Origin of the sequence: Arthrobacter sp. PAMC 25486, from assembly GCF_000785535.1 — a bacterium.
Classification (GTDB): domain Bacteria; phylum Actinomycetota; class Actinomycetes; order Actinomycetales; family Micrococcaceae; genus Specibacter.
Genome location: NZ_CP007595.1, coordinates 1,743,780 through 1,758,615, shown reverse-complemented (window position 1 = coordinate 1,758,615; position 14,836 = coordinate 1,743,780). Strand labels below are relative to the sequence as shown.

Below are 14,836 nucleotides of genomic sequence, written 5' to 3'. Positions count from 1 at the left end.
AAGCCATGAGTGCTGAGCAGACCAAGCACGACGCCGTTCCGCACCTTCCCGCTGCCACCCCCGGTCCCGATGGGGTGGGGCAGGAGGGCTCCGCCGTCTCGGTGTTGGCGGGCAAGGTGGCGGCTTCCTTCCGTGTTGGATGGCTGAGAGTTTTGCATGCAGCGCGCTGGGTTCGCAACTCCTTTGCCCGGCGCTGGCGCACCTCGCTGCAGTTCCGCACTGTTGTCACCACCTTGCTGATCGCCTCGATCGCCGTGGTGGGTGTGGGCGGTTATTTGGCCGGACAGATTTCCAACGGCCTGTTCAAGGAACGCCTGGCCCAGGCGCAGCAGGAATCTGCGCGGGGTGCCACACAGGTGCAGGGGGAATTCTCCAACGCCAGCCTGAGCGATCAGCCGCGCGTATCGACGTATGTGCGCGACACCCTGCAGTTGCTCAAAGTGGGTGGTGGCGATGACGACCGCAAATACCTGATGGTGAAGATTCCGGGCCAAAACAGCAAGCTCAACGTGAGCTCCTCCGATTCCGGCGGCGTCACGGCAGCCATCATTCCGGATGAATTGCGGGCGGCTGTCCAAGGAGACGCCGAGTCCCAGTATTGGCAGTCAATCGATCTGCCCACCGGCAGTGCCGGCGCCCACCCGGCGGTGGTTCTTGGCAGCCAGGTGGAGCTCCTGAACACCCGCTATGAGCTGTACATGATCTATGACCTCAACACGGCCCAGGAAACGCTGAACTACATTCAATCGGTGCTGTGGCTGGCTGGCGGCATCCTGCTGCTGCTCATTGGTGCCATCGTCTGGTACGTGACGCGCACCGTGGTGAACCCCGTCAGCCAGGCCGCCGCCGTGTCGGAAAAACTGGCTGCCGGCGGCTTGGAAGAGCGCATGGTGGTCCGCGGCGAGGACGAGATGGCCAGGCTCGCCACGTCATTCAACAAGATGGCCACCTCCCTGCAGGACCAGATCAACGCCTTAGCCAACCTCTCGGAGATGCAACAACGCTTTGTTTCGGACGTCTCGCATGAGCTGCGCACCCCGTTGACGACGGTGCGGATGGCCGCTGAGGTCCTCTACGATGCGCGGGAAGACTTCGACCCCATCAACAAACGTTCCTCCGAATTGCTCTTCCACCAGGTGGAACGCTTTGAACTGCTCCTGGCGGATCTCCTTGAAATCTCACGCTTTGATGCCGGGGTGGCCGATCTTGACGCGGAGTCCCTGGATATTTTCTCCGTGATCCATTCCGTGATCGACGGCGCGTCCCCGGTCGCCGATGCCAACAACTGTGAGCTTTCGGTTGTGACACGGCTGCGCAACCACCAATGCATTGTTGAGATGGACTCGCGCAGGATTGACAGGATTCTGCGGAACCTGATCCTGAACGCCATTGAGCACAGTGAGGGCAAGCCTGTGAAGGTGTTTGTTACAGCTGATGAGTACGCGGTTGCGGTTGCTGTGCGCGACTACGGAATAGGCATGTCACCGTCCGCCCTCGAGCACGTTTTTGACAGGTTCTGGCGTGCGGACGTGGCACGAGCACGCACCACCGGCGGCAGCGGACTGGGCCTGTCCATCGCCATGGAAGACGCGCGGCTGCACGACGGCTGGTTGGACGCCTGGGGCGTGCCAGGAGAGGGGTCCTGCTTCCGCCTGACCCTGCCCCGCAAACAAGGCACCGTGATTTCGCATTCCCCCGTCCCGCTGCCCCCTGACGGTGGCGGACATGCGGCCGGCGCCGGCTCGTTATCCACGGCGCCGGTGCTCACGCATACCGGATCCATCGGTGTGGTGGGTGCCCTGGGCTCCTTGAAGGCACCCGTCGTCCACGAACCCGGCAACAACGCCGCAGGCAATCCCGGCAGTAGCAATGACAAGGCGGGGCAGTGATGGGTGAAGTAAAGCGGAACCAATCGTCCAAGGAGGGGCAGCGGAACTGGCCGCTCATTGCCTGGGCGATGGCCGCCGTCGTACTTTTTGTGCTGAGCGGTTGCGCAACCATTCCCACCAGCGGACCGGTGGGCAAGAGCGACCCCCTGCCACCGCGCAGCAACTCGATCAACGTCAACTTCCAGCAATTTTCGCCCGTGGACGGCGCCTCACCGGAGAGCATCATTCGAGGGTTCGTTGAATCCGGCACCGGCGTCAACGACGATTTTCAGGTGGCACGGCAGTACCTGACGCCTGGCCTGGCGCAATCGTGGGCCCCGGACAAGCGAACGTTGGTGTACACGGATACCTTTTCGGTGGAGCCGGGCGCGGAAAAGGACTCCTACAATCTCACCTTTGAGGTGGTGTCCACGGTGGACGGCACGGGTGTGCTGACGCCGGCGAAACAGGGCACCACGGAGCGTCTGGCTATAGTTTTGGTGCAGGTTGAGGGGCAGTGGCGCATCTCCAAGGCGCCGGACGGGCTGGTGCTTTCGGAGGCAACCTTCCAAACACTTTTCAGCCCGTTCTCGCTGTATTTTTACGATCCCACCTTCACCTACGGCGTTCCGGATGTCAGATGGCTGGCGGGGCGTTCCACGCGCACGTCAACCAGTATTGTCAAGGCCATGCTGGGCGGCCCTGCACCGTACCTGAAGGGCGCCGTGGTCAGCGCCTTCCCCAACGGGATCGCGCTGGAACGCGACTCGGTGCCCGTCGCCGACGGTGTGGCCAGGATCGGTTTGACGCCCGGCCCCCTGCTGGAAACGAGCGTCAAGCAACGCCAGCAGATGCGCGCGCAGATGCTCACCACGTTGCAAAAAAGCCTCAACACCGTCACCGAGGTGAAGTTCCTGGCCGATGAGCGGGAAATTGACATGGGCGGCCCCGGCGACACTGCCAGCCCCATGATTGTTGAGAATGCGGTCCCGCCCACCCAGGTTGCCCTGGCCAAAAATGAGCTTGTCACCTTTGATGGGACGAAGATCGCGCCCATCCCCGACATGGTCTCAGTGCAGGAACTGGCCCCTGCCGTCCCCGCCGTGTCTTATTCGGGCGGCAACTTTGCGTTCCGGGCGGGTGCCGGCAACCAGATTTACTCTGTTGTGCCCGGCCAGCAGCCCGTCCTGGCCATTGCCGGTGTGGCGCTGACCCCGCCGTCGTTTGCCCCGAACGGCTGGCTGTGGTCCGCGGCCGGGGACGGCTCCGGGACGGTGATCGCCATCAAACCGGGCGACGGCGGTGCCCTCGGCAATCCTGTTGTCATCACGGTTCCGTGGCTGGTTGGCCAGCAGGTCAGTACGCTGCGGGTCTCCCGCGACGGCACCCGGGCTCTGGTCATTTCGGAGGCCAACGGGGTGAACAGGGTCAGCATCACAGGACTGTTCAAGACGGGGGACGTGCCGAAGGAACTCACCGAACCGCTCAGCCTGGTGCACACCGGTGCGCCCACACTGGGGGTGTGGGCGGGTGAGTCGAGCGTGGCCGTCATGGCACCGTCGTCCACCGAGCCGGTGACCATCCAGATCCTGGACCTGGCCAGGGGGCCCGTGGAGATGGATGAGCTGGCGGGCGTTGAATGGATCAGCGCCGGGTCGGGCGTGCGCAACGTGCACGCCCAAACCGCGTCCGAATTCTATTCAAATGTTGGCAACAGCTGGGCTGTGGCGGCCAAGGAGCTGCGGCAGGCCTCGTTCGCTGGCTAGCGGCCATCCCCATTCCAGACGCCGCAGCACCTTACGGGCTCCTTTTGCGAACGCCGCAGCGATGTGTCCCTAGAGTTGGGGCTGCGGCGGTTCCTCCACAGGCAGGGCAGGGCCGCCTGCAACCCACAATCGTCGCTGTGCCCCGCCATGGAGTCCATGGCAGCGCCATGCTTGAACCATGAACACGGAAGACACGACGGGCGGGCCAGGCACTCTGGTGCCCCATTTTCCGTCGCACAGGGCACGTGCCAGCTCCCCGTGGCTGAGAGCATGGCTCTGGGGTGAACGCGCATGGCAGGATTTCCTCCACCTGGTGATGCCAGCCGACTGCGTTGTGTGTGGTGCCGAGGACCACACCTTGTGCCCTGCCTGTTCGGCCGCTCTGCGCCGCCAAACAGCACAGCCCTTCCGGGCTGAACGGTTTGCAGATGCACTCGTAGGCGTGTTGGGTGAACCGTACCTGCCGGTGCTTGCGGCAGGACACTATCGGGATGCGTTTGCAGCCACCATTTTGGGCTTCAAAAACCACGGCCGCACCGAATTATCGGCGCCCTTGGGCCGCTGCCTGGCCCGGGCCCTCGACCAGGTGCCTGAGCAACTGAAACAAAGGCCCTCGGCGAGTGAACCGCCGCAGGCGCCAGCCCTGTGGCTGGTTCCGATTCCCAGCACGGGAAGCGGCTGGCGGCGGCGCGGCTACGACCCGGTGGCCTTGCTCTTGGAGTCTCTCGTGAAGGAAGGGAGGCTCCCGTCCGGGGTGGTCATTGCCCCCATTTTGGGCAGCAAGGTGAAAGCGCCGTGGCGCCGCCACCACCAGAAGGGGCTGGGCAGGGCTGCACGCCGGCGCAACGTCCGTAACACAATGAAAATCAAGCGCCGCAGGGGCCGCAGATTTCGGCTCCTGGCGAACCCTAATGGCCAAGCCGTGCTGTTGCTCGATGACGTCCTCACCACCGGGTCAACCCTGCGAGAAGCCGCCAGAACACTGGAGAAGGCGGGGTTTCTGGTCCGTGGTGCAGTGGTCCTGGCAGCCGCCCGGGCACCGGAAAAAGGCATCGTCAACGAGCCCCGATGAGGACTCGCCAAAAATAGTTTTCTGCAAAAGATGAATAAAAGCATGCGGTGAACTAACGTGAGTAAACGGGTACCTCTAGCAAAGGGGAAACCGCCCGTCGGCGGTCAGGATTGCAACGCCATTTGCGTGTTTGGCCGCCGTGTCACCGAAGATATTTGGAGGGCACCATGGAGTTCATGATCACCGGTCGCAACTTGAGCGTTTCGGACCGATTCCGCGAATATGCTGGCGAGAAACTCACAAAAATCGAGCAATTGGCCAACAAGGTCCAGCGTGTCGATGTGAAGGTTTCCAAGGAGACCAAAGCCCGCACAGCAGAAACCCCACTCACCGTCGAGCTGACGGTTCTGGGCCGGGGTCCGGTGATCCGTGCGGAAGCTGCCGCATCGGACAAGTTTGCTGCTTTTGATCTGGCTTACGGAAAGCTGTTGGAGCGGCTCCGCAGGGCCAAGGACAAGAAGAAAGTCCACCATGGCAGGCACGCCCCCGTGGCCGTCAACGAAGCCACAGGTTCCCTGCCGCCCGTGAGCAGTTCTGAGCCGATCTACGCCCAGACCGCTCCCGAAGCGGCTGAAGCGAAGCTGCCGTACGAGATTGAAAACGACATCCCGGCCGGAGATTCACCAGTGCTCATCCGTCGCAAGGTTTTCCCTGCAACGGCGCTGACCCTGGATGACGCCGTGGACAACATGGAAATGGTGGGCCACGACTTCTACCTCTTCATCGATTCCTCCACAGGGGTCCCTTCAGTGGTGTACCGCCGCAAGGGCTGGACGTACGGAGTCATCTCCCTCGATGACAACCCGGACTCTGCCGAGGAAATCTCCGCCTACCGTTCACCGGATGAGCCGGCCCGCGTGTAGGCACCGTCCGCAACAAAGTAAAAGTCAAGGAGTAAATGCATGGGTGCAACGCTGAGCCTCCCGCAGGCACGGCGCATTGCACTCAAAGCTCAAGGACTTGCAGGAATCCGGCCCGTCCAACCCGTCACAGCACGGGAGGTGGGCCGGATTTTTGCCCAAATCCAGCTGGTCCAGATCGACTCGGTCAACGTACTTTCACGAAGCCACTACCTGCCGTTCTTTTCCAGGCTCGGCAACTACGACACCTCAATAGTCAATGCCTTGGCCGGCAGCGCACCCCGGAAAATGATGGAATATTGGGCCCACGAGGCAAGCCTGATCCGGCCCTCGCACTTCCATGACCTGAGGCAATGGCAGAACCGCCGCTGGGTGGGCTCCGCATCAATGGAGACAGGGCTGCGGGACGCGCTGGAACGAGACATCGTAGCTGTCCTGGCCCACAGCAAACCGCTCACCGCCCGGGAGATCAAAGCCAGAATTGGCCACCAGGAAACCGTCGTCAAAGACGAATGGGGATGGAACTGGAGCGCCGTCAAGCGCACGGTGGAAGGCCTGTTTGAGCGGGGTATCGTGGGGGCTGCCTCACGCAATGACCAATTTGAGCGCAGATACGCCCTGATCGACAAGGTCCTGCCGGTGCAGGAACGCCTGTTGTGGGAGCCCGGTCAAAAGATGGACGACGACGGCCGGCAGGAAGCGCTGGTCAGGCTGGTCGCCGCTGCGGCAAAGGCCCACGGTGTTGGTACTGCGCGCTGCTTCGGGGACTACTTCAGGCTGCCGCTGAAGGAAACTGCCACGGCGGTCGCACAGCTCGTGGACACGGGGGAACTGCAACCGGTCTGTGTGACCGGCTGGCCGGAGCCCACCTATCTCCACGCATCAGCCAGCCTGCCGAGAAAATCTGCGGCGCGGGCGCTGCTGAGTCCCTTCGACTCCCTCGTGTTTGAACGCCGCAGGCTTCAAGCACTGTTCAATTTTCATTACCGGTTGGAGATCTACACGCCGGAAGAGAAGCGAAAGTTCGGATATTACGTGCTGCCGTTTCTGCTGGGCGAGAACATCGTAGCCCGCGTGGATCTCAAAGCGGACAGGCGCAACGGCATCTTGTTGGTCCGCGGTGCCTTTGCCGAAGCCGATGCGCCACCGGAGACCGCCCATCACCTGGCCAGCGAGCTGGGATTGATGGCCCGTTGGCTGGGACTTGGTGACGTCGTCGTACTTGAACATGGCGACCTGTCCGCGAAACTGGCGGGCGAAGCAAAAAACTGGCAGTGATCTGTGCAGCTTCTCACGTAGACTGAACACGCCACTTTTAGGCAGCAATAGATTGGGAGCAATTTCGTGCCATCACTTCTTGAGCGGGTCCTTCGCACAGGCGATCGCAAGACGCTTAAACGACTCAACGTCCTTGCCGACGCCATTGATTCGCTGGAAGATTCATTCCAGACGTTCACCGACGCCGAGCTGCGCGAGGAAACAGACAAGCTCAAGGGCCGCCATGAAGACGGCGAGTCGCTGGATGATCTGCTCCCCGAAGCCTTTGCCGCCGTGCGTGAAGCATCATCGCGTACCCTGGGCCTGCGCCATTTCCGTGTGCAGCTCATGGGCGGCGCGGCCCTGCACCTGGGCAACATTGCCGAAATGAAAACCGGTGAAGGAAAGACCCTGGTGGCCACGGCCCCCGCCTACCTGAACGCACTCAGCGGCAAGGGTGTCCACGTGGTCACGGTCAACGACTATCTGGCCCAGTACCAGTCGGACCTGATGGGGCGCGTGTTCCGGTTCCTTGGCCAGAGCACCGGCTGCATTGTGTCCAACCAGGACCCGGCACACCGCCGCGCCCAGTACGCTGCCGACATCACCTACGGCACCAACAACGAGTTTGGGTTCGATTACCTGCGTGACAACATGGCCTGGAGCAAGGACGAACTGGTCCAGCGCGGGCACAACTTTGCCATTGTCGATGAAGTTGACTCGATCCTCATCGACGAAGCCCGTACACCGCTGATCATTTCCGGCCCGGCCTCCGGAGACGCCAACCGCTGGTACGGCGAATTTGCCAAGGTTGTGCTGCGCCTGAACATTGACGAGGATTACGAAGTCGACGAGAAGAAGCGCACCGTGGGCGTGCTCGAGGACGGCATTGAAAAGGTTGAGGACTACCTCGGCATCACCAACCTTTACGAGTCCGCCAACACCCCGCTGATCGGCTTCCTGAACAACGCCATCAAGGCCAAGGAACTGTTCAAGCGCGACAAGGACTACGTCATCATGGACGGCGAAGTCTTGATCGTTGACGAGCACACCGGCCGCATCCTGGCCGGGCGCCGCTACAACGAGGGCATGCACCAGGCCATCGAAGCGAAGGAAGGTGTGGAGATCAAGGCTGAGAACCAGACCTTGGCCACCGTGACCTTGCAGAACTACTTCCGCCTGTACGGCAAGCTTTCCGGCATGACGGGCACGGCCGAGACTGAGGCGTCCGAATTCATGGGCACCTACTCCCTCGGTGTTGTCCCGATCCCGACGAACAAGCCCATGCAGCGCGCGGACCAATCGGACCTTGTCTACAAGAACGAGGTCGTGAAGTTCGATGCCGTTGTGGCGGACATCGCCGAACGTCACGAAACCGGGCAGCCGGTCCTGGTGGGCACAACCAGTGTTGAGAAGAGCGAGTACCTCTCCAAGAAGCTGTCCGAAGCCGGCGTTAAGCATGAGGTTTTGAACGCCAAGAATCACGCACGTGAAGCCGCCATCGTGGCACAGGCGGGCCGTCGCGGCTCCGTCACGGTTGCCACGAACATGGCCGGCCGAGGCACGGACATCATGCTCGGCGGCAACGCCGAGTTCAACGCCGTTGCCGAGCTCGCCGCCCGCGGACTGGACCCGGAGGAGAACGCGGAAGAATACGAGGCCGCCTGGGACGAGGCATTCGCGGAAGCCAAACTGGCCGTCAAGGACGAGCACGAGGCCGTGCTGCAGGCCGGTGGGCTCTATGTCCTGGGCACCGAGCGGCACGAATCCCGCCGCATCGACAACCAGCTCCGCGGCCGTTCCGGACGTCAGGGCGACCCCGGCGAGTCCCGGTTCTACCTCTCACTGACCGACGACCTGATGCGCCTGTTCAACTCGGGTGCTGCCGAGCGCCTCATGTCACGCTCCTCCATGCCGGACGATGTGGCCCTGGAATCCAAGCTCGTATCCAAGGCCATCGCGTCGGCACAGGGCCAGGTAGAGGGCCGCAACGCCGAGCAGCGCAAGAACGTCCTCAAGTACGACGACGTCCTGAACCGCCAGCGCGAAGCCATCTACAGTGACCGTCGCCGCATCCTCGAAGGTGGAGACCTGCACGAAAAGGTCCAGCACTTCCTGGAAGACACCGTCAACGAGATCATTGACGCCTCGCTGAGCTCCGGACACGCAGGCGAATACGATTTCACCACCCTGTGGGGCAACCTGCGCACCATCTACCCGGTGACCGTGACAGTGGATGAAATCGCCGAAGAGGTGGGCGGCGAAGGCCGGATCACCGCCGAACATCTCAAGACCGAGCTGCTCTCAGACGCCCGCGTCGCCTACCAGGAACGTGAAGCCGCACTTGGTTCTGAGACCATGCGCGAGCTGGAACGCCGCGTGGTGCTCTCCGTGGTGGGCCGCAAATGGCAGGAACACCTCTACGAGATGGATTACCTGAAGGAAGGCATCGGCCTGCGGGCCATGGCACAGCGTGATCCCCTGGTGGAATACCAGCGTGAAGGCTATGAAATGTTCCAGTCCATGATGGCCGGCATCCGCGAGGAAAGCGTTGGATTCCTGTTCAACCTTGAAGTTGAAGTTGAGAACGCACCTGCAGCCACCGTGGGTGTCGTGGCCGAACAGCCCTCGGCCCTGATGGACCGCGTAGCAGGAGCAGGAGCCGGAGCCCCAGCCGGATCAGAGCATGTGCACGCGGCCCCACGGATCTCGGCCCCCGGCCTGGAGGCCCCAGCCAAGCCGGCCCAGCTTCAGTTCACCGCGCCCGACGCCCAGGGTGACGCGGAGACGCATGTTGAGCGCCGCAGCACCGACGGCATGCCGCCATCGGCCAAGCGCCCGGCAAACAAGGGTGCCAAGAAGAAGAAAAAGCGCTAGTCCACACAAACGTGTACCGAGCGGCTTAACGATGCCGCCGTTTGGTGCCTGGTCCGGAGTCTAACTCCGGCACAGGCACCAAACGGCGGCATTGTCGTCTGGCAGTGGATAAGCCAACCACCAGCCCTAGCCGATGTTCAGGGCGGTGACCTTCCAGAGTCCCCGGTTCACCTCGAAGCGCATGGCCACGGCGCGAAAACGGGTGGCATCGGCCATGACCACCGAGGTTTCATAAATGCCCGGCGCAACATTGCTGCAGTGGACCGAATGCACCATGGGCTGGTGGTGCAGGGTGCTCACATTCTCGGCATCGCCGTCGTGGCTTTGGCGTCGTGAAGCGGCTTTGTAGGCCTCAGCGTGGAGCCGGGCGCGGGTGGTCAGGGCACTCAGGCACCTGGTGTCCAGCCACCTCACCAATTGTTGGATCGACCGGGCTCCGGTGATCACTTCCAGGACGGCTTGTGCAACCCTGGAGGACATGAGCTCCACAATTTCCTGGTCGACTGCCCCAGGATCAAGGGCGGCAACCTTGCCGGCCGTCCGCCGCACCGTCCCCGTGGTCCTCCGCCCGCTGCCTGCCTTCCCTTGGCGGGCTGGGCTGGTGCCGCCCTGCAGGCGCTGCACGCGCTCAGCGGCTTGGGGCAGTCTCACCAGATTTCCCTCAGGAGCAGATTCGATATCCGGTGGGGTGACAGGCTTGATCACCAACAATGTGGACAGGCCCCCTTCGGAGGTGGCTGCGGTGCTCATGACGTTCTCCCTCATGCTGATGGATAATGCTGATGGCTTGCATTGAAACTGCGTGGTGCTGATAGAAACTGGCTAGGGGCCCGCCGGTGCGTGCAGGATCTGACCCGGCAGAATCACGTTGGGATCGGCGCCTATGGTGTCTCGGTTGGTCCTGTACCAACTTGGCCAGTTCATGGCAACGTCAACGTCGCTGGCGTAGGGACCCAGCGCAGCGGCGACGATGCTCCATAAACTGTCACCGTTTTTCACCACCACATCGAGCTCGCTGCTGATGACTGGCTGTGGTTGGAATGGGATGTTCGACGCCGAATCCTCCCTCCCGCGCTCAATCTCACCGACACTTTGCGCACCACGGCGGCCGGGGCTAATGAGGAAGTCGGGTGCGGTTTCGGCAGTTGTGGGAACCCATTGGGGAGCCACAGCATCAGTGTCGACCGACGGAAGGACGTCGCCGCTGCCGCCACCCGCCGGTGCCCCAACTCCATCACCCGCCGACGCCCCAACCTCGGGGCTGGCTGGCGCGGTGGCTACGGTGTCGGCGTGCCACAACGGATCAACGGCGGGGGTTTCGGCGGCGTTGGCCAGTGGGGCGGCGAGCAGGTTCAGGCCGAGCACCGTGATGACCACCCTGCGCATGAAAGCCGGGGCGCAGGCCCCACTGGCGCTGGCAAGTTTGACGGCTCCCAGCTGCTGGGCAACGGCGGACAGGAACGCACAGAACCAGGCCAGCAGCCACCACGCCAACAATGCGATGCCGCTCCCGACAGCTGCTACTGCGAGCAATTCGGGCAGATCCAGTGGTGCTGCCGCGCCGGAGCTGCTCCACCGCAGGTGAAGGAGCGAATAGCCGCTGAAGACCAGCGAGGCGCCAAGCACAAGAATGGCCACGCTCATGGCCAGGTCCGCCCACATTTGCCGTCTCATCAAACTCTCCTTTGAGCTTGTTTGACATTATTTGACATTGATTGACTGTCTTCATCCCATTTTGAACCCTTCTGGTTCGGTATGTCCAGAGGCTGCGCGAAGATTGTGGATAAGTCGGCTCCGGCGCACACCATGTTCGAGGGCGGCGCGAACGAAAGGTGTTGACGGCCGTGCGCTCTGCGCCTAGCGTGACGCCATGCGATGGGAACTGCTTTTTGCCGACTTGGAAGCGCAATTACACGCAGCCACGCAACAAGACCTGGAGCAGCGCGTCAACGAATTGGCGCGGATTGAGACCGCACAATTGACGCTGTCAGAGGCCCTGCGGGGTTCCTTGGACGGCAAGGTGGCCATCGTGATGTGCACCGGCACGGCATTTCATGGCATCCTGCACAAGGTTGAGCCGCAGTGGGTGCTGCTGCATGAGGGTGCGCGCTCGGTCATCCTGCCACTGGCGAAGATGCAGCGCGTGCAGGGCCTGGGCGCCCGGCGGGCCAAGACGGCGTCGCACATCCCGTTCACGCTGGCCGCGGCCCTGCGCATCCTGGCTAGGAACCGGGCGATGGTGGTCCTGGAGCTGGACAGCTCCCGCAACGCGGCCATGCGCGGCGTGCTGGACCAGGTGGGTGCGGATTTTGTGCAGATCATGCAATTGGCCGACGGCGTGGGCCGGGACGGCGAAAACCGCCAGGGCAGCGCTGTGGTGCCGATCGCGGCGCTCGTTGCGATCGCTTCATCGCCGGACAACGAGTTCTAAGGCTTGGCGGCCGGCGTTGGATGATCGGCCAGCATGGCACGTGCTGCGGCATGGCGGTCGTCAATGAACTGCTCAAATTTTGCTGCGTCCACGCGCCACTGTCCGCGGCCGCCAATCTGGAAGGCGGGCAATTCGCCGCTGTGGACCAAGGCGTAGCAGGCAGCCGCAGAAATTTGCAGCTGCTCGGCAACGTCGGCCAATGTCAGGAATCGAGGCATGCTTCCATTATCCACCCTTTGACCTCATTTGAGCGGCTTGGGTGGCGATATCCACAGCCTGAGTTGTCCACAGATTCGGCCCAATTCGCGGTGAGGGGTTACAACCGCGGCGGATCGGCGGTACAAATGATAGACGGCAGTACCGCTGCCACACACGCAACCGAACGAGGCTGCGCCGGGATGCCAGCTACGGTGGCAAGGCCCCCTAGGGGAGGAACCATGGCGATGGAGGTGCAGGGGCCGGCCCCGCGGTTGGCCAAGCCGTCGTGGAAGGATCCTCGGCTGCTGATCGGCATCCTCATGGTCCTGGCCTCGGTGGCAGGGGTGGTGGCACTGGTGGGGAACGCCGGCAGGACCGTGCCCGTGTATGCGGCCAAGGATGTCCTGGTGGTGGGGCAAAAGATCACCGCCGACTCCTTCAAGATTGTGCAGGTCCAGCTGGGCGAGGTCGATGGGAAGTACCTTGACCCCGGCAGCGGCTTCGAGGGGAACGCGGTGGCCGTGCGCATGGTTCCCAAAGATGAACTTGTCCCGCGTTCCAGCATCGGGCACACAGACGCCCTTGACCGAAAACCTGCCTCGGTGCAGGTCGAGGAGCCGCTGCCCAAGGAAGTGGTCGTTGGCTCCCACGTGGACGTGTGGGTGTCGCTGCCTGATGAACGCAACGGTTTTCAGGCCCCCGTCTTGATGCTCCCCGGGGCCGAGGTGGCGGCGCTCAACGTTGCCTCCTCGTCGCTGGGTTCGGGGCGGAACATGCAATTGATGGTCCTTGTCACCGACGCGCAGATGCCCCAGTTCCTCGGCGCCGTCGCCAACAAGGCCAAGGTCTCAGTGGTGTGGAACCCCGGAGCCTCCCGATGAGTCCTGTCACGGTGGTGTCCGTTGGTGACACCGCATCCTTTGTCATCGCGGCGCTTGCCAAGCAGGAGGACGCCGTGCAGATTGTGCGCCAGTGCCCGGCTCTGGATCAACTGCTGGCTGCGTGCCAAAGCGGCCTGGCCCAGGTCGCCGTCGTTGCTGAATTTGCGCCGGACCTCACCGCGACCCTCATCGACAGGCTGGCCGCCGTGGGCGTCAGTGTCGTGGCGGTTGCCGAATCTGCCCAGGAATTCAGCCGACTCAAGGGCATTGGCGCCCACCCCGTCAACGCCCAGGCCACTCCCGAGGTGCTGGCGGATGTGCTTCGGGCCGCCGTCGAAGGCCGCAGGCACGCAGGTTCCGCGGGCTTTGCCGTCCCCGCGCCGCAGGAGCACCGAAACGTTCCCCTCCAGAAGCACGACGCTGGGACGGCCACTTCATCTGCCAGCGGCGCTCCCGCTGGGGTTGCGGAGGGTGACGCCGCCGGCTGGAAAACGCGGTTGCATTGGAAAGACCGGGTGGGCGCCAAACGCGCCACGGCAGGACAGCCCCCGCCCGAGGAAGATGGTGCTGAAAAGCCCGCGCCGCTCGGCGGTGCGTCGCTTCAAGCGCCGGGCGGGACGTCTGCTGGAACATCAGGCGGGACGTCTGCCGGGGCTGCGGGTGGGGCCACCGAAGGTCGCGTTGGCAGCAGTCCGAAGCAGAAGACGGCCGGCACGGGTCACCAGCCCGGCACGCTTGTGGCCGTGTGGGGTCCCATTGGTTCTCCCGGGCGAACCACGCTGGCCATGAACCTGGCGGGCGAACAGGCAGCTGCGGGGTGCAAGGTCATGCTGATCGATGCGGACAGTTATGGGGCGAGCATCGCCGCGTCGCTGGGGCTCTTGGACGAAGCGGCCTCTTTCGCCCAGGCCTGCAGGTTTGCGGACCAGGGCGGGCTCACGCCCGCACGGCTGGCAAAGACGGCCACACAGTTGGTTTTTAAGGGCGGCACGTTTTCGTTGCTGACCGGACTCACACGGGCCGACCGCTGGCCGGAATTGCGCGCGGCCGCCGTCGAACGCGTCCTGAAAGCAGCCCAGGACGTGGCGGAGTTGGTGATTGTTGACTGTGGTTTTGCGCTGGAGAATGATGAGGAGCTCAGCTATGACACGGTGGCGCCGCGGCGCAATGCGGCCACGTTGCAAGTGCTGGCGCAGGCGGACCTGGTGTTTGCCGTGGGCAGCGGGGATCCCATTGGCATTCCGCGCCTCATCCGAGGGCTCGATGAACTGGCGCAGCTGTTCCCGGCCGCAGAGGTGGCTGTGGTGGTGAACAAGGTGCGGCGCAAGGCGGTGGGTGCGGCGCCGGAGAAGTCGCTGGCCCAGGCCTGGGAACGGTTTGGTCCGCTGCGGGCCATCAGCCATTTTCTGCCGTGGGAGCCGGAGCTGACGGACAAGGCGCTCCTGGAAGGCAGGCTGCTGTTGGAGCTGGCCCCGGATGCGCCACTGCGCCGGGCCATCAGCGGCATCAGTTGTGCAGCTGACCAACAGAAGCTGAAAATTGCTGTATCAAGCGCCACAGCGCAGCTGTAATTTCAGGGCTAGGCTCAGTGTGGGATCGCAAGGAAGCGGTCTCATCTCTTTCACG

The 14,836-nt window shown here is 63.1% G+C and carries 12 protein-coding genes; 9 read left to right on the top strand and 3 right to left on the bottom strand.

Annotated features, from left to right (window positions below; translation table 11 throughout):
- The first annotated feature begins 5 nt into the window (after positions 1-5).
- From mtrB to secA, 6 genes are all read left to right on the top strand, one after another.
- Complete coding sequence (gene mtrB, locus art_RS08070) at positions 6-1,889, top strand: MtrAB system histidine kinase MtrB (RefSeq protein ID WP_052136132.1); 1,884 nt, start codon at positions 6-8, stop codon at positions 1,887-1,889.
- Positions 1,889-3,634 (top strand): LpqB family beta-propeller domain-containing protein, encoded by a 1,746-nt coding sequence (locus tag art_RS08065; protein ID WP_052136131.1) that lies wholly within the window; start codon positions 1,889-1,891, stop codon positions 3,632-3,634. Before mtrB ends, art_RS08065 begins: the two co-directional genes overlap by 1 nt.
- 178 nt (positions 3,635-3,812) lie before the next feature.
- Positions 3,813-4,706 carry a ComF family protein gene (locus art_RS08060; protein WP_038463862.1) on the top strand — a complete coding sequence of 298 codons (894 nt, stop codon included), beginning with the start codon at positions 3,813-3,815 and terminating at the stop codon, positions 4,704-4,706.
- Positions 4,707-4,873: 167 nt separating this feature from the next.
- A complete protein-coding gene (gene raiA, locus art_RS08055; protein ID WP_038463859.1) occupies positions 4,874-5,569 on the top strand; it encodes a ribosome-associated translation inhibitor RaiA in 696 nt (231 codons plus the stop codon).
- Positions 5,570-5,608: 39 nt separating this feature from the next.
- Positions 5,609-6,844, top strand: a complete 1,236-nt coding sequence (locus art_RS08050) for a winged helix-turn-helix domain-containing protein (protein ID WP_038463856.1) — start codon at positions 5,609-5,611, stop codon at positions 6,842-6,844.
- A 66-nt stretch (positions 6,845-6,910) separates the two neighbouring features.
- The gene (gene secA / locus art_RS08045; RefSeq protein WP_038463853.1) at positions 6,911-9,700 is read left to right on the top strand and encodes a preprotein translocase subunit SecA; all 2,790 of its coding nucleotides are present in this window, start codon (positions 6,911-6,913) and stop codon (positions 9,698-9,700) included.
- Between the two features lie 126 nt (positions 9,701-9,826).
- Here the strand turns inward: secA and art_RS20960 are convergent, their stop codons facing one another.
- Positions 9,827-10,450 carry an Rv3235 family protein gene (locus art_RS20960; protein WP_052136130.1) on the bottom strand — a complete coding sequence of 208 codons (624 nt, stop codon included), beginning with the start codon at positions 10,448-10,450 and terminating at the stop codon, positions 9,827-9,829.
- Positions 10,451-10,522: 72 nt separating this feature from the next.
- Entirely contained in the window at positions 10,523-11,374 is an 852-nt protein-coding gene (locus tag art_RS08035; RefSeq protein ID WP_157875211.1) for a LysM peptidoglycan-binding domain-containing protein, read from the bottom strand.
- A gap of 196 nt (positions 11,375-11,570) precedes the next feature.
- Between art_RS08035 and art_RS08030 the strand changes: the two genes are divergently transcribed.
- Positions 11,571-12,131: a hypothetical protein gene (locus tag art_RS08030; RefSeq protein ID WP_052136129.1), complete on the top strand. Its 561-nt coding sequence runs from the start codon at positions 11,571-11,573 to the stop codon at positions 12,129-12,131.
- Here art_RS08030 and art_RS08025 read toward each other — a convergent pair.
- Positions 12,128-12,349, bottom strand: coding sequence for a helix-turn-helix domain-containing protein (locus art_RS08025; protein ID WP_038463847.1), 222 nt, complete (start codon positions 12,347-12,349; stop codon positions 12,128-12,130). The two genes, art_RS08030 and art_RS08025, sit on opposite strands and share 4 nt — an antisense overlap.
- 219 nt (positions 12,350-12,568) lie before the next feature.
- Here art_RS08025 and art_RS08020 point away from each other — a divergent pair, with 219 nt between their 5' ends.
- The gene (locus tag art_RS08020) at positions 12,569-13,210 is read left to right on the top strand and encodes a hypothetical protein (protein ID WP_038463844.1); all 642 of its coding nucleotides are present in this window, start codon (positions 12,569-12,571) and stop codon (positions 13,208-13,210) included.
- On the top strand, positions 13,207-14,781 hold the full coding sequence (locus tag art_RS08015; protein ID WP_038463841.1) for a hypothetical protein: 1,575 nt from the start codon (positions 13,207-13,209) through the stop codon (positions 14,779-14,781). The genes art_RS08020 and art_RS08015 overlap by 4 nt, the downstream gene beginning before the upstream one ends.
- The last annotated feature ends 55 nt before the right edge of the window (positions 14,782-14,836 follow it).